At 69.5% G+C, this 19,916-nt stretch carries 16 protein-coding genes; 10 read left to right on the top strand and 6 right to left on the bottom strand.

Going from position 1 to position 19,916, the window contains the following annotated elements; genetic code table 11:
• Positions 1-6: 6 nt before the first annotated feature.
• The 7 genes from tssF to HG543_RS00150 all read left to right on the top strand — a co-directional run bounded on the left by tssF (position 7) and on the right by HG543_RS00150 (position 8,283).
• The gene (gene tssF / locus HG543_RS00180) at positions 7-1,758 is read left to right on the top strand and encodes a type VI secretion system baseplate subunit TssF (RefSeq protein WP_169342571.1); all 1,752 of its coding nucleotides are present in this window, start codon (positions 7-9) and stop codon (positions 1,756-1,758) included.
• Between the two features lie 14 nt (positions 1,759-1,772).
• Positions 1,773-2,765, top strand: a complete 993-nt coding sequence (gene tssG, locus HG543_RS00175) for a type VI secretion system baseplate subunit TssG (protein ID WP_211193630.1) — start codon at positions 1,773-1,775, stop codon at positions 2,763-2,765.
• Positions 2,766-2,880: 115 nt separating this feature from the next.
• Positions 2,881-5,505, top strand: a complete 2,625-nt coding sequence (tssH, locus tag HG543_RS00170) for a type VI secretion system ATPase TssH (RefSeq protein WP_281404345.1) — start codon at positions 2,881-2,883, stop codon at positions 5,503-5,505.
• 9 nt (positions 5,506-5,514) lie between these two features.
• Complete coding sequence (locus tag HG543_RS00165) at positions 5,515-6,615, top strand: hypothetical protein (RefSeq protein ID WP_169342569.1); 1,101 nt, start codon at positions 5,515-5,517, stop codon at positions 6,613-6,615.
• A gap of 160 nt (positions 6,616-6,775) precedes the next feature.
• Positions 6,776-7,141 carry an HPF/RaiA family ribosome-associated protein gene (locus tag HG543_RS00160; protein WP_169342568.1) on the top strand — a complete coding sequence of 122 codons (366 nt, stop codon included), beginning with the start codon at positions 6,776-6,778 and terminating at the stop codon, positions 7,139-7,141.
• Between the two features lie 204 nt (positions 7,142-7,345).
• Complete coding sequence (locus HG543_RS00155; protein ID WP_169342637.1) at positions 7,346-7,903, top strand: TlpA disulfide reductase family protein; 558 nt, start codon at positions 7,346-7,348, stop codon at positions 7,901-7,903.
• A gap of 59 nt (positions 7,904-7,962) precedes the next feature.
• Positions 7,963-8,283, top strand: a complete 321-nt coding sequence (locus tag HG543_RS00150; RefSeq protein WP_169342567.1) for a hypothetical protein — start codon at positions 7,963-7,965, stop codon at positions 8,281-8,283.
• Here the strand turns inward: HG543_RS00150 and HG543_RS00145 are convergent.
• The 5 genes from HG543_RS00145 to HG543_RS00125 form a co-directional block, all read right to left on the bottom strand.
• On the bottom strand, positions 8,280-9,644 hold the full coding sequence (locus HG543_RS00145) for a glycoside hydrolase family 16 protein (RefSeq protein WP_169342566.1): 1,365 nt from the start codon (positions 9,642-9,644) through the stop codon (positions 8,280-8,282). The two genes, HG543_RS00150 and HG543_RS00145, sit on opposite strands and share 4 nt — an antisense overlap.
• 272 nt (positions 9,645-9,916) lie before the next feature.
• Positions 9,917-10,984 carry a sulfate/molybdate ABC transporter ATP-binding protein gene (locus tag HG543_RS00140; RefSeq protein WP_169342565.1) on the bottom strand — a complete coding sequence of 356 codons (1,068 nt, stop codon included), beginning with the start codon at positions 10,982-10,984 and terminating at the stop codon, positions 9,917-9,919.
• Complete coding sequence (cysW, locus tag HG543_RS00135; RefSeq protein ID WP_169342564.1) at positions 10,981-11,829, bottom strand: sulfate ABC transporter permease subunit CysW; 849 nt, start codon at positions 11,827-11,829, stop codon at positions 10,981-10,983. The genes HG543_RS00140 and cysW overlap by 4 nt, the downstream gene beginning before the upstream one ends.
• Positions 11,830-11,834: 5 nt before the next feature.
• Positions 11,835-12,677, bottom strand: a complete 843-nt coding sequence (gene cysT / locus HG543_RS00130) for a sulfate ABC transporter permease subunit CysT (RefSeq protein ID WP_169342563.1) — start codon at positions 12,675-12,677, stop codon at positions 11,835-11,837.
• Positions 12,678-12,689: 12 nt separating this feature from the next.
• On the bottom strand, positions 12,690-13,721 hold the full coding sequence (locus HG543_RS00125; RefSeq protein WP_169342562.1) for a sulfate ABC transporter substrate-binding protein: 1,032 nt from the start codon (positions 13,719-13,721) through the stop codon (positions 12,690-12,692).
• Between the two features lie 296 nt (positions 13,722-14,017).
• On the opposite strand from HG543_RS00125, the gene HG543_RS00120 reads away from it, so the two are divergent.
• Positions 14,018-16,603: a LamG domain-containing protein gene (locus tag HG543_RS00120; protein ID WP_169342561.1), complete on the top strand. Its 2,586-nt coding sequence runs from the start codon at positions 14,018-14,020 to the stop codon at positions 16,601-16,603.
• 67 nt (positions 16,604-16,670) lie between these two features.
• Here HG543_RS00120 and HG543_RS00115 read toward each other — a convergent pair whose 3' ends face one another.
• The gene (locus tag HG543_RS00115; RefSeq protein ID WP_169342560.1) at positions 16,671-17,231 is read right to left on the bottom strand and encodes a hypothetical protein; all 561 of its coding nucleotides are present in this window, start codon (positions 17,229-17,231) and stop codon (positions 16,671-16,673) included.
• Positions 17,232-17,761: 530 nt separating this feature from the next.
• Here HG543_RS00115 and HG543_RS00110 point away from each other — a divergent pair.
• Complete coding sequence (locus tag HG543_RS00110) at positions 17,762-18,982, top strand: hypothetical protein (RefSeq protein WP_169342559.1); 1,221 nt, start codon at positions 17,762-17,764, stop codon at positions 18,980-18,982.
• 47 nt (positions 18,983-19,029) lie between these two features.
• Positions 19,030-19,746: a hypothetical protein gene (locus HG543_RS00105; RefSeq protein ID WP_169342558.1), complete on the top strand. Its 717-nt coding sequence runs from the start codon at positions 19,030-19,032 to the stop codon at positions 19,744-19,746.
• Positions 19,747-19,916 lie beyond the last annotated feature (170 nt).

The following is a 19,916-nucleotide window of genomic DNA, read 5'->3' as shown; positions in this document are numbered from 1 at the left end:
GCGAGGATGTTCAGCAAGTACTACCTGAGCGAGCTGTCGTACCTGCGGGAGATGGGCCGCGCCTTCGGGCTGGCCAACCCCTCCGTCGCGGGCCTGCTGGTGGAACGTGGCGCGGACCCGGACGTGGAGCGGCTCCTGGAGGGCTTCGCCTTCCTGACGGCGCGCATCCGCGAGCGGGTGGACGACGACGTGCCCGAACTGGTGCACGGCCTGACGGAGCTCTTGCTGCCGCACTACCTGCGTCCCCTGCCCGCCTCCAGCATCGTCGAGTTCTCCCCGCACCTGCGCGCGCTGCGCGGCCGCTCCAAGGTGCCCGCCGGCGCGGAAGTGGCGTCGCAGCCCATCGACGGCACCACCTGCGTCTTCCGCACCACGACGGACGTGGACCTCTTGCCGGTGCAGCTGACGGACGCGCTGCTGGACCGCGCGTCGATTACGTCTCCCGTGCTGCGGCTGTACTTCCAGACGACGGAGCAGGGCCGCGCGGAGGTGTTCCGCTCGCAGGGCCTGCGCCTGTTCATCCACGGCGAGCTGTCCGCCGCGTCGGTGGTGCTGCTGTGGCTCTTGCGCTACTGCCGCCAGGTGCGCGTGCGCGGCGCGTCCTCCACCGGGGACGGCATCCGGCTGCCGGCCAACGCCATCCACCCGGTGGGCTTCGACCGGGACTTCAAGCTGCTGCCCTGGCCGCGCGCCAGCGAGGGCTACCGCCAGCTCCAGGAGTACCTGACGCTGCCGGAGAAGTTCCTCTTCTTCGACGTGCGCGGGCTGGACGCCGCGGCGTCGCTGAAGGATGACAAGTTCGAGATTTCCTTCCACCTGGAGCGGCCGCCGCCCCTGGACGCGCGCATCCACCGGGAGATGTTCCGGCTGCACTGCGCGCCGGTGGTCAACCTCTTCAGCGTGCCGGCGGACCCCATCCTCCACCGCACGTTGGACCGCGAGCACCTCATCCGCGCGTCGGACCTGCCGCCCAACCACGCCGAGGTGTACTCGGTGGACACGGTGACGGGCCTGCAGGCCGGCCGCAACGCGCGGCGCAACTACCGGCCCTTCTTCGAGTTCAGCCACACCGCCGGCGGGGACGCGGAGCAGTCCTTCTACCGGCTGCGCCGCTCGCACTCGCCGCTGGACGACGGCATCGACACGTACATCACCCTGGAGACGCCGCGCGACGTGGCGCCGGCGCTGGACGCCGAGGAGGCGCTCTCCATCGACCTGACGTGCACCAACCGCTCGCTGCCCTCGCGGCTCCAGGTGGGCGACCTGACGGCCTCCACCTCGGCCAGCCCCACGCAGGCGAAGTTCAAGAACATCTCCCCGGTGAGCCGGCCGGCGCGCCCGCCGCTGGGCTCGGAGCTGCACTGGCGGCTCCTGTCGCACCTGGCCATCAACCAGCACTCGCTCGCGGACGCGGCGGCGCTGCGGCGGCTGATGGACCTCTACAACTTCCACTCCCTCACGGACAACCTGGCGGCGCGCGCCAGCCGCCTGCGCATCAACGCCATCCGCCACGTGGAGACGAAGCCCGTGACGCGGTTCCTGGAGGGCGCGCCGCTCCGGGGCCACAAGACGCGCGTGGACATGGACGAGGAGAACTTCATGGGCGTGGGTGACTCGTTCCTCTTCGGCTGCATCCTGGAGGAGCTGCTCGCGTCCCACGTCACCATCAACTCCTTCAACGAGCTGAGCATCCGCCTCCACCCCTCGCAGACGGAGTACACGTGGCTTCCGAGGAACGGAACGCAGACGCTCTTGTAGAAGCGGCCGAGCAGTTGACCGGGTCGGCGCCGCGGGCGGGCTTCTTCCCGCTGGTGGCCTTCCTGGAGCGGCTCACCGCGGGCTCCGTCCGCGTGGGCGCGGCCGGCCCCGTCAACGAGGAGATGATCCGCTTCCGGCACGACCCGTCGCTGGGCTTCCCCTCCGGGGAGGTCAACAGCGTCACGCTGCATCAGGTGCCGGTGCGCGCGGAGGACCCGTACTCGCGGCGGCCCCTCTTCGAGGTGGTGACGAGCTTCCTCGGGCTGACGGGCTCGGTGAGCCCCCTCCCCCACTACATCGCGGAGGAAGTCGCCCAGGAGGACCCGGACCACCCGGTGCGGCGCGAGTTCCTGGACCTCTTCCACCACCGGCTCCTGTCGCTGCTGTACCGCATCGAGTCGAAGTACCGCGTCACCAGCGAGACGGACACGGGCTTCCAGGACCAGTGGTCCAAGCGGCTGCTCGCGCTGGGCGGCTTCGACACGTACGAGAAGCCGCTGGAGGGCAAGCTGCCGACCTGGCGCCTGCTGCGCATCGCCCCTCTGCTGGCGGGGCGCTTCCGCACGGCGGAGCAGCTCGAGGTGGCCCTCCAGGACGTGCTGGGTGACGACCTGGAAGGGGCGCGGGTGTCGGTGCGCCAGTTCGTGGGCCGGTGGGTGGACATCGACGCGCGGGCGCAGCTGGGGCAGGCCAACCACCAGCTCGGGCGCAACATGCTCCTGGGCGGCAAGGCCTTCGACAGGACGGGGAAGATTCAAATCCATGTCAGCCCGCTGCCGCCCCGCGCCTATGTGCGCCTGATGCCGGACGGAGACCTGCTGCCACTGGTGCGCGAGGTGGTGGCCCTCTTCGTGAAGGACCCGCTGGAGTATGATTTGGAGCTCGGCCTCACAGAGGGGGTGCGGAACCAATTCCGCCTCTCCCAGAAGGAACCGAGCAAGCTGGGCCGGGACACATGGCTGGGCAACAGCCAGCAAACGCAGCTCAGTGTTCCCGTGGCGAGATGAAATCCCGAGCGGGCGGGCGTGAGGGCCGGGGATTTACGGCGCTCGGCCTGCCCGGTATACCGTCCAACATCGCTGTCATTTTCTGGGGGCTCCCATTCGCGTCGATCCGAAAGCGTTGGTCCGTCGTCTGACGCCCACCTCTACCCGTCTGCTCGAGGCCGCCGTGGCCCGGGCGAGCGCGGGACGGTTCTACGAAATCGTCCCGGAGCACATGCTCGTGCAGATGCTGGAGCCGGAGGACTCGGACGTCGCGCGCATCCTCCAGCAGTTCGGCGTGGACCGCCGTCAGCTCCTGTCCAGCATGGAGCGGGCGCTGCAGGGCCTGCGCGCCGGCAATGCCGGGCGGCCCGTCTTCTCCGAGACGCTCTTCCAGTGGTTCGAAGAGGCATGGCTGTTGGCCTCCGTGGAGCAGGGCGCCACGCGGCTGCGCTCGGGTGTGCTGTTCGCCCAGTTCGTCAGCCGGCGCTCGCGCTACACCGCGGAGCTCTTCCAGGAGCTGGACGCCATCAGCCGCGACGAGCTCATGTCCTCGCTGGACGTGGTGCTGCGGCCCTCGCCGGAGAACGTGGAGGTGGCCAACGCGGACGCCGCCGTGAGCGCGGGCGCGGGTGGCGCGGCCGGGGCTCCGGGCGGACGCGGGGACGAGGCGCTCAAGCGCTTCGCCACGTCCTTCACGGGCCGCGTGCGCGAGGGGAAGATCGACCCCATCTTCGGCCGGCACCGTGAAATCCGGCAGATGGTGGACATCCTCTCCCGCCGCCGGAAGAACAACCCCATCCTCGTGGGCGAGCCGGGCGTGGGCAAGACGGCGCTCGTGGAGGGCCTGGCCTGGGCGATTGTTCGCGGCGAGGTGCCGGACGCGCTGAAGAACGTGGAGCTGCTCGGGCTCGACCTGGGCCTGCTCCAGGCCGGCGCGGGCGTGCGCGGCGAGTTCGAGAACCGGCTCAAGGCCGTCATCGCCGAGGTGAAGGCGTCACCCACGCCCATCATCCTGTTCATCGACGAAGCGCACACCATCATCGGCGCGGGCGGCTCGCAGGGCGGCACGGACGCGTCCAACCTGCTCAAGCCGGCGCTGGCGCGCGGTGAGCTGCGCACGCTCGCGGCCACCACGTGGGCCGAGTACAAGAAGTACTTCGAGAAGGACGCGGCGCTGGAGCGGCGCTTCCAGCCGGTGAAGGTGGAGGAGCCGAGCGTGGAGGACGCGGAGCTGATGCTGCGCGGCCTGCGGCCCACGTACGAGGCGGCGCACGGCGTCACCATCCGCGACGAGGCCGTGTCCGCCGCGGTGCGTCTGTCCAGCCGCTACATCTCCGGCCGGCAGCTGCCGGACAAGGCGGTGGACCTGCTCGACACGTCCGCGGCCCGCGTGAAGATTGAGCTGTCCACGCGCCCCGAGGAGCTGGTGGCGCTGGACCAGGAGATTGCCTCGCTGGAGCGCGAGCGCGACGCGCGCAAGCGCGACCTGACCGAGGGCACGGGCGGCAAGGAGGAGCAGGACGCCCTGGCCGCGGCGGAGGACAGGCTGCGCGCCGCGCAGGACGAGCGGGCCACGCTGCACGCGCGCTGGGAGACGGAGCGCGCGGCGGTGGCGGCGCTGATGGAGGCACGCAAGGCGCTGCGCGAGGCGAAGCCGGACGCGGACACCGCGGCGCTGAAGGCGGCGGTGGACGAGGCGACGAAGAAGCTCGCCAGCGTGCGCGGCGAGGTGCCGCTGGTGCACGCGGACGTGGACGCGGACATCGTCGCGCGCGTGGTGGCCGGCTGGACGGGCGTGCCCGTGGGCAAGATGCGCAGCGACCTGCTCGCCTCGGTGCTGACGCTGGAGGACAAGCTCCGCTCGCGCGTGCGCGGCCAGGAGGCCGGCATCAAGAAGGTGGCCGAAATCATCCGCATCTCGCAGGCGGGCATCCGCAACCCGGACACACCCATTGGCGTGATGCTCTTCGTGGGCCCCAGCGGCGTGGGCAAGACGGAGACGGCGCTGGCGCTCGCGGACACGCTCTACGGCGGCGAGCGCTTCATGACGACGCTCAACATGAGCGAGTTCCAGGAGAAGCACACGGTGAGCCGGCTCATCGGCTCGCCGCCGGGCTACGTGGGCTATGGCGAGGGCGGCCTCCTGACGGAGGCGGTGCGCCAGCGGCCCTACTCGGTGGTGCTGCTGGACGAGTGCGAGAAGGCCGACCTGGAGGTGATGAACCTCTTCTACCAGGTGTTCGACAAGGGCTCGCTGACGGACGGCGAGGGCCGGCAGGTGGACTTCAAGAACACCGTCATCATCCTCACGAGCAACCTGGGCTCGGACATCCTGATGCGGCTGTACGAGGACTTCGCGGAGCCCACCACCGAGCAGGTGGTGGCGGCCATCCGGCCCGCGCTCAGCAAGCACTTCAAGCCGGCGCTGCTGGCGCGCATGACGATTGTCCCCTTCGGCCCGGTGCAGCGCGATGTCATGCGCCAGATTGCCGAGATGAAGCTGTCCAAGCTCGTGGGCCGGCTGAAGGCCGCGCACAACGTGGACACGACGCTGGCGCCGGACCTGCTGGACGAGCTGGCGCGCCGGTGCACCGAGTCGGAGATGGGAGCGCGCAACATGGAGCAGATCCTCCAGGGCTCGTTGATGCCCGTGCTCTCCCGCGAGTTGTTGCAGCACCTGGTGGGCGGCGCGGTGCCCCCGAAGCTGCATGTGGCCCTGACCGCGGAAGGCGACTGGGACCTCCAGTTCGCCCATGCCTGAGAGAAACCCATGAGACGAATGCTCCAGGTCTCCGCCGTGGCGCTGTCCCTGCTGTCGGGCTGCGCCACCGTGCAGAAGCCGTCGATGTGCTTCGCGGAAGCCGGCGCCAACGCGCGCTCCTTCCCCACGCCCGATACGTGGTTCGCCCTGCTCCTGCACGGCTATGACAAGGACACCGGCGCCGCGCCGCGGCCGGCGGTGGACTGCACGGGCGCGCCCGTGTGGTCCCAGGACCCGGCCGCCGACGAGTGCGTGGAGCCCGGCCCCGACGCCCTCGCCCTGCCGCCCCCGGAGAAGCTGACCGAGGAGGACCTGGTGCTGGAGACGCTCCAGGCCGGGCAGCGGCTGGTGTGGGTGATTACGCGGCGCTTCACCAACGGCGAGGCCCTCGGGCCGGTGGCGCTGGTGGAGACGACGGAGCAGGGCTTCCGCGTGGATGCGCTGGGCTCGCTGCGCGCCATGCCGAAGAACGCGAAGCTGCGGCTGGAGACGGTGCAGAAGACCCGGGTGCTGGTGGCCGAGGGTGACGCGTGCACCACCGAGGGCGAGGAGGTGTGCCGCCGGCACGCGCGCATCATGCCGCTGCGCACCAACCGCTTCTTCACCGAGTCCGTGTCCGACAAGGCCCGCGCGTGCCTGGGCGCCGCGTGGTTCCCGCTGGCCCGCGAGATGACCTTCGAGCTGCCCAACGGGCTGCGCCGCAAGTTCGAGCTGACCTCCACGCTCACCTTCGACGAGAAGGGCATCAGCGTGCAGGAGCAGGTGCAGGTGAGCGACTCGGACCCGGAGCAGCCGGACGTGGCGCCGCGCCTGTACCGCCGCGCGCAGGACGTGCGCACGCTGGTGCTGGCGGACAACGCGCTGGTGGGCCCCAAGCCGTCGCTCTGGTCCCGCATGGTGGAGCAGCAGGTGCGCATCGGCGCCCGCTCGGTGCCGGAAAAGCCCATCTACGCGCTGCCGGAGAAGAAGAAGCCCGCCCCCGAGGCGGACACCGCCACGGCCGAGGCCGCCTCGAAGGACCTGAAGGACGCGGCCAAGGCGGCCGCCACGCCGCCGGCGGGCAAGTCGTCCCAGAAGCCCGCCGCCACGGCCACGACGACGCCTCCGTAGTCCCGGCTCCGAAGTGGGGCACCCTCCCCCTTCGGCCTACAAGCCCCCGTGGGCCTTCGGTTTTTCCGAAGCGCCACGGGGGCTTTTCCTATTTGCGGCAAAAGCACCGGATGCACAGAGAAGAAGTAGGCCCAATGGGGGGCCAGAAGGAGCGTCCTGGATGCGTATCGAAATCCGAGCCCGTCACATCCCCCTCACCGAGACCCTTCGCACCCACTGCGAGCGCCGCGTGCTCTTCGCGTTGGACAGGTTGTCGGACCGCGTGAAGGAAGTGGTGCTGCGCTTGGAGGACACCAACGGCCCGCGCGGCGGCGTGGACAAGGCGTGCCGGGTGACGCTGCGGCTGGAGCACGGCAAGGAGCTGACGCTGGAGGCCAAGGGCAGCACGCTGGTGGCGGCGGTGGACAAGGCGCTGGACCGGGCGGAGCACGCCGTCATCAAGGCCGTGGGCCGCGCGCAGCGGCAGGCCGGAGAGAGCCTCCGGACCGGGGCGTGGGCCGTGCCCGCGGAGCCCGCGCTGGCGTGAGGTGACGGACCGGATGACGCCGCGTGGCAGGGCGTCGGGCCGGTCTCGCCGTGACGTGACGAAGCCCCGGGACGGCCGTCCTGAAGGAGGGTCGCCCCGGTGTTACGGTGACGGTCGCGTCCGAAGCGGGCCAGGGGACGCGACGTGAAGTGCCCGGCCCGGAGCACGCGGGTGCTCCGGCGGGAGACGCTGGCTCCGGAGCGAATGGGAATGCAGGGCAAGGCCGGAGCATTGGAGCGACTGAAGTCCGGGTGGGAGCACGCGCGCCGCCGCTGGTGGGTGCGCTGGGGCGTGGACCTGGTGGTGCTGGCGGTCCTGCTCACGGCCGTGGCCGCATGGCAGGCGCGGCGCCTGCCCGGGGCCGGGACGCCCGCGCCGGCCTTCACGCTGCGCACGCTGGCCGGCGAGACGGTGAGCCTGGACTCCCTGCGCGGCAAGCCCGTGGTGCTGGCCTTCTGGGCTCCGTGGTGCGGCGTATGCGGCATGGAGTCGTCCAACATCTCGCGGCTGCGGAGCCTCGCGGGAGACTCCGCGCACGTGGTGTCCGTGGCGCTGGCGTACGACGACGAGGAGGCCGTGCGGCGCTTCGTCGCGAAGCACGGCGTGGACTACCCGGTGCTGCTCGGGGACGACGGCGTCCAGCAGGATTGGCGCGTGGACACCTTCCCCACCGTGGTCTTCCTGTCACCCGAGGGCCGCGTGGAGCGCGCGGTGGTGGGCTACACGACGCTCGCCGGACTGTCGTGGCGGTTGCTGCTGTAACCGTGCTCACCGCCGGCTAAAGCTCCGCGCCAGGGTTCCACCTCGAGAGGAGCTTCCCCATGCTGGCCCGCACCTGGCGCGGCGTCACGAAGGCCACCGACGCCGACGCCTACCAGACGTACCTGGAAGAGACAGGCCTCAAGAACTACCGCGCCACCCCGGGCAACCTCGGGGCGTACTGCCTGCGGCGCGTCCATGGCGAGCGGGCCGAGTTCCTCCTCGTCACGCTCTGGGAGTCCATGGACGCCATCCGCCGCTTCGCGGGCCCGTCCCCCGAGCAGGCTGTCTTCTACCCGGAGGACGAGCGCTTCCTCATCGACAAGGACCTCCACGTCACCCACTACGAGGTCCCGTTCGCTTCCGTGGCGGGCGCCCGTTAGAGCCGAATCAACTCCACGTCATCCATGTGGATGTAGTTGGCGGCGTTCCCCGCGGTGACGCGCGTGTGGAACCCCAGTTCCAGGTACCCGCCCGTGACGGAGATGGGCGGCGTCTCCACGAGCGTCCACGCGCCATACGTTCCGAGCGCCGTGGCCACCGGCGCGCACGAGCCGCACGTCTTCGCCTGCAGGTTGGCCACGGCGAACGTGCCGCCCTTTCGCACCCACGCGCGGACCTTGTAGGTGCCCGAGGGAAGCCCGGACCTCGTCTGGTACGTCCACACCTCGAACGGCGAGCCGTTGGTCCAGTGCGTCAGGTGGTAGCTGCCCGAGTGGCCGCCATTGTGCGTCTCGCTGAAGTCCGCGGCCTCGGTGCCATTCGGACTCCACGTGGCCCAGCCCGTCATGCCGGACTCGAAGCCGGGGTTGGTGAGCGTCGTGGGCGACGTGGGCCCCGCGTCGTACCAGCGCACCCACTCGACCTCCATCGTCTTGCGCTCCCCCGCCCCGAGCGCGATGGCGCTGGCCGGCGGGTTGCCGTACCAGTTCCCGCCCAACGCCAGGTTCAGCAGGATGTAGTGGTTCTGCTGGAAGGCCGGCTCGTTGTGGAAGAAGTCCGCCGTCGCCTTTGTCTGGCCATCCAGCCGGAAGATCATCTGGTTCGCCGTCCACTCCACCTCGTAGACGTGGAAGCTGTCCGCGAGGTTGACGCCCCGGCTGGCCCCCGTGCCCCAGTGCTGCGCGGCGTTGTTGGCGAAGTAGTGCGTCGCCGACTTCATCCACGTCGGCTCGTTGGAGTGCCACTCGAGGATGTCGATTTCACCGCTGCGCGGCCAGCCCACCGAGGAGATGTTTCCGCCCAGCGTCCAGAACGCCGGCCACATGCCGTAGCCGGACGGAATCTTGATGCTCGCCACGAGCTTGCCGTAGCGCCGCTCCACCTTGCCCTTGGTGTGCAGCCGGCCGGAGTAGAACGAGCGCGGCCCGTACCCGGCGCAGCGCGAGTCATAGGGCCCGTCGCTCGTGCGCTCCGCGGTGATGACGAGCTTGCCGCCCCCCACGGTGACGTTCTGCGGCCGGGGGAACTCCAGCTCCCCCGTCCCGAAGTTGCAGTTGTTGGTGACGGGGTCGTAGTTGCTCGTCAGCACCGTCCAGTACGCGCCGTTGACGCTGGTGCCCGTGAAGTCGTCCTGCCACGCCAGGTTCCATCCCGGTCCCGGGTCGTACGCCAGCTCGCGCTGCGCCTGACTCACGAGGGGCAACGGCTCGGGCTCGGGGGACGTCTCCTCGCCGCAACCGCCAGCCAGGGCCACGCAACCCGCGACCATCAGCATCGAACGCCAATCCTGTCGTCTGTGCATGTCTTCCTCCATGGGCCGGAAACCGGGGCCCCGCCCCGGCGCCTGCTCGCCCGGGACGGGCATTCAACCAGTTTTTTCGGGTAATGGAGAAAGATGCGACGACCCCGGGATTCCCGCAGGGCGCGTCGCACCGCGTCATCGGGCGCTGGACATTCAGCGTAACGTCCGGTGGCAGGACACGACTGCTTCCTTGGGCGTCGGAATGAAGTGGCCCTCCCCTGGCGTCTACCCACTGCGGCTACCCCGTTGCTCAATCCGGCTGAGCGACGCTGTCAGATGGCGTAGTCCCCGACGAAGACCGTCGCGGACCGGACATCCGCGCGCACCGCGTCACCCTCGGCGACGCCGAGCGTATCGAACTCCGAGCGCGGCACCTCCACCGTGACTTCGTCTCCGGTGGGCAGGCGCAACAGCACCTTCACGTACCCGCCCACGGGCTTGAGCCGCTCCACCCGGCCGGTAGGGGGATGCCCATTCACCAGGCCCCCGGGCGATTTCGCGAGCTTGATGTCATGGGGGCGCACGAAGGCCTGCACCGTCTCGCCCTCTCGGGCCGACGCCGCGACGTCCACCGACAGCGAGCCCATGGCCACCCTCCCCGACTCGACACGGCCGCGCACCACGCTGGCCCCGCCGATGAAGGAGGCGACGAACGGCGACGTGGGCCGGTTGTAGATGACCTCCGGCGAGCCCGCCTGCGCCACCCTCCCCTCGCTCATCACGACGACGTGCTGGGAAATCTCCAGCGCCTCCTGCTGGTCATGCGTCACCAGCAGCGTGGTCAGCCCCGTCCGCTCGTGGAGCGAGTGGAGCCACTCGCGCAGTTCCTCGCGCACCCGCGTGTCGAGCGCGCCGAAGGGCTCGTCCAGGAGCAGCACGCGGGGCCGGATGGCCAGCGCGCGGGCGAAGGCCACGCGCTGCCGCTGCCCGCCGGAGAGCTGCCCGGGGTAGCGGCCGCCCAGTGCCTCCAATTGCACCAGGCGGAGCATCTCGTCCACGCGGGCGTCCGTCTCCGCGCGGGGGCTGCCGCGCACGTCCAGGCCGAAGGCGATGTTCTCGCGCACCGTCATGTGGCGGAACAGGGCGTAGCTCTGGAACACGACGCCCACACCGCGCTTCTGCACGGGCATGGACGTGCAGTCCACGCCATCGATGAGGATGCGGCCCGCGTCCGGCACCTCCAGCCCCGCGATGAGGCGCAGCAGCGTGGACTTGCCGGCGCCGGACGGCCCCAGCAGCGAGGTGATGGCGCCCCGGGGCGCCTGGAAGGACACCTCCGAGACGGCCGGGGAGCCGCCCGAGGTGAAGCGCCGGGTGACCTGCTCGACGATGATGCTCATGACGCCACGCTCCTCCACTCCACGTATTTCTTGACCACCAGCGTGACGAGCGCGAGCAACGTCAGCAGCGAGGCCACGGCGAACGCGCCGACGAAGTCGTACTCGTTGTAGAGAATCTCCGCGTGCAGCGGCAGCGTCGTGGTGATGCCGCGCACGTGGCCCGACACGACGGACACGGCGCCGAACTCGCCCATTGCCCGCGCGTTGCAAAGGATGACGCCGTAGAGCACGCCCCACTTCACCTTGGGCAGTGTGACGCGCCAGAACGTCCGCCACCCGCTCGCGCCCAGCGTCAGCGCCGCCTCCTCCTCGTCGCTGCCCTGCGCCTGCATCACCGGCAGCACCTCGCGCGCGACGAAGGGGAACGTCACGAACACGGTGGCCAGCACGATGCCCGGCACGGCGAAGATGACTTGCAGGTTCCTCTCCGCCAGCCACGGCCCCAGCCAGCCCTGCCGCCCGAAGAGCAGCACGAAGATGAGCCCCGCGATGACGGGCGACACGCTGAAGGGCAGGTCGATGAGGGTGACGAGCAGCGAGCGCCCGGGGAAGCGGAACCGGGCGATGAGCCACGCGGCGGCCAGCCCGAAGACGAGGTTGAGGGGCACGGCGATGACGGCCGCCGTCAGCGTCAGGCGCATGGCCGCCAGCGCCTCCGGGTCGCTGATGGCCGCGACGTACGCCGCCCAGCCCTTCTGGAAGGCGAAGGTGAACACCGCCACCAGTGGGACGAGGAGGAACACCGCGAGGAACAGCAGCGCCGCGCCGATGAGTGCCCAGCGCACGACGGCCGGCCCGCTGAGCGTCCGCGTGCGGCGGCGCAGGACGAGGGTGGAGGGATGCATGGGGCTCAGTGTCCGGGCCGGGCTTCCAGCCGGCGGTGCGTCCAGCGGTGGAGCAGGTTGACGGCCAGCAGCAGTACGAATGACGCCACCAGCATGACGACGGCGATGGCCGTGGCGCCCGCGTAGTCGTACTGCTCCAGCTTGGTGATGATGAGCAGCGGGACGATTTCGGTGCGCAGCGGCATGTTGCCGGAGATGAAGACGACGGAGCCGTACTCCCCGAGCGCCCGGGCGAACGCCAGCGTGAAGCCGCTGAGCAGCGCCGGGAGGATGCTGGGGAAGAGCACGCGCGTGAAGGTCTGCCACGGCGTGGCGCCGAGCGTGGCCGCGGCCTCCTCCACGTCCGCGTCGATGTCCTCCAGCACGGGCTGCACGGTGCGCACGACGAATGGCAGCCCGATGAAGGTCAGCGCCACGGCCACGCCCACGGACGTGTAGGCCACCTTGAGGCCGAGCGCCTCCAGGTACTGGCCGTACCAGCCATTGGCGGAGAACAGCGTCGTCAGCGTCAGCCCCGCCACCGCCGTGGGCAGCGCGAAGGGCAGGTCCACCAGCGCCTCCACCAAATCCCTGCCGGGGAAGCGGTAGCGCACCAGCACCCAGGCCACGAGCAGTCCGAAGACGACGTTGACGGCGGCGGCGGCGAACGACGCGCCGAAGGTGAGCTGGTAGGCCGCGAGCGCGCGAGGCGCCGTCACCGTCTCCCAGAACTGCGCCCACGTCAGGGTGAACGTCCGGAGGAAGAGGCCGGAGAGCGGGATGAGGACGATGAGGCCCAGGTAGAACCAGGCGAAGCCGAGCGACAGCCGGAAGCCCGGCAGGACGCGGCGCTTGGAGGACACGGCCATGGCGGCGTTTCCTCAGCGGGCCTTGGGGACGTAGATGCGGTCGAAGACGCCGCCTTCATCGAAGTGCGCGGCCTGCGCCTTCTTCCAGCCACCGAAGACGTCGGCGATGGTGAAGAGGCTCACGCCGGGGAACTTGGAGGCGTGCTTCGCGGCCACCGCCTGGGAGCGCGGGCGGTAGTGGTGCTTCGCGGCCAGCTCCTGGCCCTCGTCGGAGTAGAGGTACTGGAGGTAGGCCTCGGCGACGGCGCGGGTGCCGCGCTTGTCCGCGTTCTTGTCGACGACGGTGACGGGCGGCTCGGCGAGGATGCTCACCGACGGGACGACGATTTCGAACTTGTCCTTGCCCACCTCCTGCGTGAGCAGGAAGGCCTCGTTCTCCCAGGCGATGAGCACGTCACCCAGGCCGCGCTCGGCGAAGGTGGTGGTGGAGCCGCGCGCCCCGGAGTCCAGCACGGGGACGTTGCGGAAGAGATTCTCCACGAAGGCCTGGGCGGTGGCCTCGCTGCCACCCGGCTTGCGCAGCGCATGGCCCCACGCGGCGAGGTAGTTCCACCGCGCGCCGCCGGACGTCTTCGGGTTGGGGGTGATGACGGTGACGCCCTCCTTGACCAGGTCCTCCCAGTCCTTGATGCCCTTGGGGTTGCCCTTGCGCACCACGAAGACGATGGTGGACGTGTACGGCGAGCTGTTGTCCGGCAGCCGCGTCTGCCAGTTGGCGGGGATGAGCTGGCCCTTGTCGTGGAGCATGTCCACGTCGTACGCGAGCGCCAGCGTGACGACGTCCGCCTCCAGCCCGTCGATGACGGCCCGCGCCTGCTTGCCGGAGCCGCCGTGGGACTGCTTGATGGTGACCTTCTGACCGCTCTTCGCCGCCCAATGCTTCGCGAACGCGGCGTTGAAGTCCTCGTACAGCTCGCGCGTGGGGTCGTACGAGACGTTCAGCAGCGTGACGGCGCCGCCGGGCGCGGGCGCGTCACCTCCGCCCGACTTGGAGCAGGCGGCGAGGGACAGCAGCAGCGGGAGAACCCAGGAGCGGACTTCCATACGTGACCTCGAGGTGAAGCGGGGGTCGCGATGGGATGGGCCGGGTTCGGGTCCTGAAACTCGAAAGCCCACTCCCTCGCGGGCAGTGGGCTTTTTCGGACCGGGTCGACCAGGGCTCTTCAGGCCGCTGGCGGACAGGCGCCCACCGCTGGTGCGTCACAGCAGCAACAAGCGGTGGAGGGCGCGAAGGTCATGAGTGAAAGCACGATGCCTGCCGCAAGATGCGTTGTCAACGGAGGTTCACGGCTCCGGAGGTCAAAATCAAGTATTATCCGACTTCCTCGAAAGGAGCCATCATGCCCTCCCGCCTCCGTCCACCCCGAGTCCTGCTCGCGGTGCCATTGCTCGCCACCCTCCTCTCTCTGGAGGCGGACGCGGCTGGACGTCCATCGCTGGTGAACACGCGCATCCGCACGCCCTTCGGAGCGAACGGACACTCGTCCACGATTGATGGGCGCGTCTTCGTGGGCAACATCGGCGAGGACCACGCGACGACGACGACCACGTGGATTGCCCGGGTCTTCCGGCCCGAGGCGATGACGTACGACACGCAGGGCCGGCCCGTCTTCACGAATGCCTTCTCCCCCGGGCGCACCACGCAGGTGCGGAACGGAGAGAACGCGCTGGCCTTCTGCTTCACGAACCCGGCGCAGCCGTACACGCTGGCCAACGGGCTGGCCATCTACCAGCCGTACCTCTTCGACTCGCGGATGTTCAACGGGGACAACGTGTTCCGCCGGCGCCCGGTGGATATCCGCGTGTCGCTGCCCTTCACGGCGCAGGCGGACATCTCGTCCTTCACCACGGGCAACCTGGAGACGCTGACGACCACCACGGGCGCCACCCTCCGGGGCATCGAGCCGACGATGACCTCCGACGGGCGGCTCCTCATCTTCCAGGGGGGCCCCGCGAACAACGGCGTCATCGACCACCTGATGTACTCGTACAACCCCACGCCGTGCGCGGCGTCGGGCTGGAGCAACCCTCGCCCGCTGTCGATGATGTTCAACGACACGAACGCGGGCGTGAAGCGCTACCCGCTGGCGTGGCAGCCCTTGAAGGCCGCCACGGGTGAGGCCTTCGGCACCACCACCACGGGCGCGCTCGTCCGCGGTGCCTACGCGTGGGTGGACCACGAGGGACGTAACGTCGTCTACACGGGCGTCATCTACACGGACGGAGCGCGGCGCGAGGCGGTGAGCCTGATTGGCGCGGACACGAACTGGACCGCGTACCACATCGACGGCGCCATCAACACGGACCGCAGTGACATCGCGCACCTGTTCTATTCGGGCCCCATGTGGAACCTGGAGCAGGAGCGCGCGCCCGCGCAGAACTTCCCGCCGGGCTCCAGCAACGAGACGCGCTACCTGCCCGTCACCAAGACGCACGACGTGCTCTCGCTCTTCGGCAGCAACACGGCGGACTACAGCGAGGTGGACATCGGGGACCTGATGAGCCCCTTCCACCTGCTCTTCCTGCCCATGAACGAGATGGTGACGCGGGCGGGGGCGTATGACCTGACGCGCACGCCGGACCTGTCGGGCCGCTTCTACACGGGCACGCTCACGGGCACGGCGCAGATTTCCCCGGGCAACGCGGTGACGCTGCCGGCCTCGGGCTCGGTGTGGGAGCCGCAGGGCAAGGGCAAGGCGCTGCTCGTCCCGGGAGGCGGCGCCGTCACGGTGAACCTCACGGACGCGAATGGGACGGTGCCCGGCGTGGGAGCGCTGGTGCGAGGCTTCACGGTGCAGCTGGCCATCCGGCCGGACGCGAACATCAACCAGGGCTGCACGGGGAATCCGTACCGCTACCTGCTGCAGAAGGCGGGCGCGCTGGACCTCATCTACGAGGCCAACAACACGGTGCAGATGTCCTTCCAGCTCAACGGCCAGCGGGTGCGCCTGGGAACGAGCCCCGCCCTGCCCGTGGGTGTGTGGAGCCACCTCGCCTATACGTGGGACGGTGTCACGGGGCAGTTCAACGAGTACATCAACGGCGTGTCCACGGGCCGCTCCCTGCCGGTCGTCACGGGCTCGTTCCGTCTGGGCACGGGCACGCTGTCCATCGGCGCGGGCGTGGCGATGAACACGCAGGCGTGCCCCGCCACGGGCGAGGGCTCGTTCCGCGGCGCCATCGACGAGGTGCGCTTCTTCACGCAGGCGCGTTCCAACCGCAGCGTGTGCATGACGACGCACGGAGCGGACTGTAAGGACGAGGCCATCCAGGTGACGCCGTCGGGCGGCCAGTTCGGGATGAGCCAGCAGCACCCGGGGTGCAACGCCTACGGGGCGCTGGGCACGCAGGCGTGTGCGTCGTCCATGCACCGGGTCTGCGCGCAGCGCGGGGCGCACGACGCGCTGGCGAACAGCACCAACGTGTACGAGACGATTCAGCAGCTCATCGGCAACCGTCCGCCCATCTCGCTGATGGGCGTGCCGGCGGCGGCCACGGCGACGGAGGTGAGCGTGGCGTGTACGCCCATCCAGCACCAGAGCCTGGCCGTCACCTTCGAGGAGCTGGCGCGCAAGCATGCGGGGTGCTCGGACGACCGCTTCGCGCAGGCCATGGACTGCAACGCGGCCGTGCACCGCTGGTGCAACAGCCTGGGGTGGACGACGGGGCAGCTGTTCGAGCTGACGACACGGCCGTGGGTGGGGTGCTTCAACTCGGGCCTCATCCAGGACGTGCCCAAGGAGCAGCTCGGACCCGCGTCGAACGCGGGGAGCTTCTCGTCGGCGGACTCCAAGCTGGAGGTGAGCCGCTGGTGCCAGGCCCGCGGCTACGGGGCCGGAGTCATCCAGGAGCTGACGGCCGGGACGCTCGCGCACATCCACTGCTTCCAGCCTGCGGCCACGGTGCCCTGGAAGTTCGTTCCGTGAGGCGTGCGGGTGGCGGGAGGGATGTCACCTCCCGCCGCTCGCGGTGGCAGGACCTGCTCTCCCCGCCTCAATTATTCCTGGTGATGTTCAGGCGGGCGATATTGCCATAATCGGTGTACTCGCCGTAGTCATAGCCCTCGATGATGATCAACAACTGCGCCCCACTGAAGAGGCTGTTGAGAGTGATTCTCGACTGAAGGGTGCTGGGGGTATCGTCGTTGCAGCCCAGGACCTCCGAGGTGTTGCTCAGACGGCGGATCTGCAGGACGGTATCGAAGTTCGAGCCGGTGGTGCTGAAGGTGTACGACCCCGTCGCTGGCACCCTCCAGGTGTAGGCGATGTCTCGCGAGTACCCGTTATTACAATTGACGTACCATTGGTTGCTGGCCGTGCTGATGCCCGCGTAAGGGGGCGTGACGGGGGAACCCAGCAGACTGCCCAGCTCCCCCACAATCCCCTGCGCCCGCACCATCCCCGGCTCCGAGACCTCGAGCGCGTCAGGATCGGGAACGCCAGAGGGCGCATCCTTCTCGACCATGGGCTCGGCGACCTTCAGCTCCTCGCCCTCCATGGCAGGTCCACAAGCACCCAGCAGGAACGCACAAGCCGCCACGCGGACAACGGACATTCCAAGACTCTTCATGTTCCACCCCGGCAGACAGGTATTGGCCAGCAAGAGTGGGCTCTCGAGTCTCGAGACATCATCACAGGGCGTGGTGTGAGCTCACTCTTTGGAAAAGGTAGACATGGAAATCATTTGGGTCAATGAAAGCCAATACATATCCAGAGGGATGAGCGTCTGTCTTCCGCGCGACCGCGTCGAGGTGTGACAGGATTGAGGACGCTCAGGTACTCACATCCACGGACGAGTCAGAGCGGACTTCAGGTGGGTCCAGCGCACTCCGCCAGGACGAGGTTCCGCCAGGTCACCACGGTGGCGGCGCCACGTCCGTGGCGACCGTGGCCAGCTTGTGAGCGCTCAGGCCGTCGGGTACATCCCGACCCTTCCGAAAGGGCGTGCCGGCCGCTCCATGCGCCCGAAGGTCTCGCGAGTTCCCGGAACCCTTCATGACTCCTGCTCCCGCTGCCCTCCTCGGCCTGCTCGTTTCCGCCGCGCCTCCTCCAGAACCGCCGCGATGGGTCCTCAAGCCACCCGAAGTGCGTGACGCCGTCCTGCTGGACGCGGAGGCCACGAAGCTCCACGACGCGGTGGCTGCGTTCCTCGGCGGGCAGAAGGTCGGCGCCAAGCTCGTTCCGCCCCCGGAGGTACGCGCGCTCGCGGTGCTCGCCGCGTCCGGTCGCACCGTCGAGGACGGCCCGGTCTGTGCGAAGTCTCCCAGCCTCGAGGAACTCATCTCCCGCCGCCATCCCGGCGCGGCGAGCGCGTCCATCACCGTCACCAGCGTCTGTGGGAGCTGGCTCGCCCCGAAGCCTTCGCGCGGCTGGCAGGCCTTGCTCGGCGGCAACGACGCCATGGCCCTCCAGGAGCAGGACAGGACCTGCGAGCGGAGGCACGTGCTCGAAGTCCGGGTCGTTCTCCCCGGTCCGGAGGACGAACCTCCGCGCAGGTTGAGATGGCGCACCACGGTGGCGCATCCCGAGACCGGCGACGGCTGGGTATCGGCCGTTCGTCAGCTCCGCGAGGCGCCCGAGCCGCTTCCGAGCTACTCCATCCTGGACGTGGACCGTGAGCAGGGCGTCGAGCTCGAGTACTCCGTCCTGCTGGGAGCCTGGGGCAAGCGCGGTCCGTTCTTTTCCCGCGCTCCGAGCGGCGCAGCCGCGGTGAAGCCGCTCCGTCCGGCGCTGGCGGAAGTGGAGGAGGCAATCCAGACGTGTCATGTGCCGGGGCACGGCCGTTCCTTTGTCGGGCTTCAAATCGACCCGAAGGGGCAGGTTTCCGCCTGCCTTCCCAGGTCGGAAGAGCCGACGAGCCCGGCCCATCACGCCTGTCTCTGCGGTGCGTTCGCTCGAGCCACGTTCCCCGCGAGCGCGCGAGAGCGGCGGCTCTTCGTCTCGGTCGTCAATCACCACCTGCCTCGCGGCGGTTCGGCTCTGGCCCCCGCCTCGACGCGCTCCCCTGTCCCCGAGAACAGGGCCTGGGTACTCGAGCTGCCGTTCGAGTCCTCGCGGGATGTCAACGACGCGGCCGGGGCCTGCGTGAAGGGAAAGCCGCTCGCCGCATTCGAGGCGCCCGTCACCCTCTCCCTCGCCTCGGATGGCACGGTGGCCGGGGCGGCGTTCGAGCTGCCCCCGGAGCTCGCCGAGACGCGTGGGTGCCTGGTCGAGGCGATGCGCAAGGCGCGCTACGTGTGCCCGGACAAGGGCGCGGAGTCCGTCAGGGCACGGCTGATGCTCGAGCCGCCTCCCGCGAAGAAGTAGCCCGCGCTCCCCGATGGCCGGGGTCGCTCTCCAGTAGAGTGGATTCAATGAGCACCTGGAATGCCATCTACTTCCGCGGAGAACTGCCACCCGGGCTTCGCCCCGAGGTCGAGGGGACATGCACGGTACGCCGTGTCTCGGGCTGGATGGAGCTGGCGTTGCCGGGAGTGGTGGACGGCGAGGCCGCCACGGTCGCGCTGTCCAGGCAGGTTTCCGGTCAGGTGGTCTGGGTCCTCGTACAGACAACGGCCAGCACGGTGAGCGTCATGCACTGCGAAAACGGCCAGGTGCAACGCCGCATCGAGTTCGCCGATGGAGTCTGGCAACGCGTGGAGGGGCAACCCCAGCCCTGGGAGGCCTGGCTTTTCTCGGATGAGGAACTCGAGGCCGCGAAGGACGTTTCCGATGCCGAAAATGACAGCGAGCTCGAGGCAGCGTTCGCGCGCAAGACGCTGAAGGCCGGAGACACGCTCCCCTGGCCGCGCGAGTGGGAGTCGTTCTTCCACGCCATCGACGTGTCGCAGGCCGATTGGGAGGCCGCGCGAGCTGCTCCTCCCCTCGCGAGCGTCGAGGGCCGCAAGACCTCGGGGCTGACGGTGTTCACGCGGGTGGCACTGCTCGCGGGGGTGGGTTGTGCCGTCGGTGCCTTCCTGACGCACGACAGCGTCCGCGCGGTGCTGGCGAGCCTGGCGGCCCCGCTTCTCTTCCTGGCCTTCGGGGCGGCCTTCGTTCGCGGTATGCGGATGGGCCGCTGGTTTCTTTGACGCGTTGGTCAGGGGCACCCTACCCGCGCGGCCTGCTCACTCGTCGCTGGAGCGCGAGAAGCCCAATCCCCTGGGCCGCGCTGACGGGTTGGGGAAGAGCTCCCAGACGACGTAGAGCTGGTCCTGGCCATCGACAGCGAGCTGGGGGAAGCCACCGTTCCAAGGCCCGC

The organism is Pyxidicoccus fallax, from assembly GCF_012933655.1.
Taxonomy (GTDB): Bacteria; Myxococcota; Myxococcia; order Myxococcales; family Myxococcaceae; genus Myxococcus; species Myxococcus fallax.
The sequence above is the reverse complement of the archived record's forward strand: the minus strand, read 5'-3'. Positions and strand labels throughout refer to the sequence as shown.

Coding starts and splice junctions, on each gene's coding strand:
- tssF (WP_169342571.1), top strand. CDS start 7: ATGTTCAGCAAGTACTACCTGAGCGAGCTGTCGTACCTGCGGGAGATG.
- HG543_RS00165 (WP_169342569.1), top strand. CDS start 5,515: ATGAGACGAATGCTCCAGGTCTCCGCCGTGGCGCTGTCCCTGCTGTCG.
- HG543_RS00160 (WP_169342568.1), top strand. CDS start 6,776: ATGCGTATCGAAATCCGAGCCCGTCACATCCCCCTCACCGAGACCCTT.
- HG543_RS00155 (WP_169342637.1), top strand. CDS start 7,346: ATGGGAATGCAGGGCAAGGCCGGAGCATTGGAGCGACTGAAGTCCGGG.
- HG543_RS00150 (WP_169342567.1), top strand. CDS start 7,963: ATGCTGGCCCGCACCTGGCGCGGCGTCACGAAGGCCACCGACGCCGAC.
- HG543_RS00145 (WP_169342566.1), bottom strand. CDS start 9,644: ATGCACAGACGACAGGATTGGCGTTCGATGCTGATGGTCGCGGGTTGC.
- HG543_RS00140 (WP_169342565.1), bottom strand. CDS start 10,984: ATGAGCATCATCGTCGAGCAGGTCACCCGGCGCTTCACCTCGGGCGGC.
- cysW (WP_169342564.1), bottom strand. CDS start 11,829: ATGCATCCCTCCACCCTCGTCCTGCGCCGCCGCACGCGGACGCTCAGC.
- cysT (WP_169342563.1), bottom strand. CDS start 12,677: ATGGCCGTGTCCTCCAAGCGCCGCGTCCTGCCGGGCTTCCGGCTGTCG.
- HG543_RS00125 (WP_169342562.1), bottom strand. CDS start 13,721: ATGGAAGTCCGCTCCTGGGTTCTCCCGCTGCTGCTGTCCCTCGCCGCC.
- HG543_RS00120 (WP_169342561.1), top strand. CDS start 14,018: ATGCCCTCCCGCCTCCGTCCACCCCGAGTCCTGCTCGCGGTGCCATTG.
- HG543_RS00115 (WP_169342560.1), bottom strand. CDS start 17,231: ATGTCCGTTGTCCGCGTGGCGGCTTGTGCGTTCCTGCTGGGTGCTTGT.
- HG543_RS00105 (WP_169342558.1), top strand. CDS start 19,030: ATGAGCACCTGGAATGCCATCTACTTCCGCGGAGAACTGCCACCCGGG.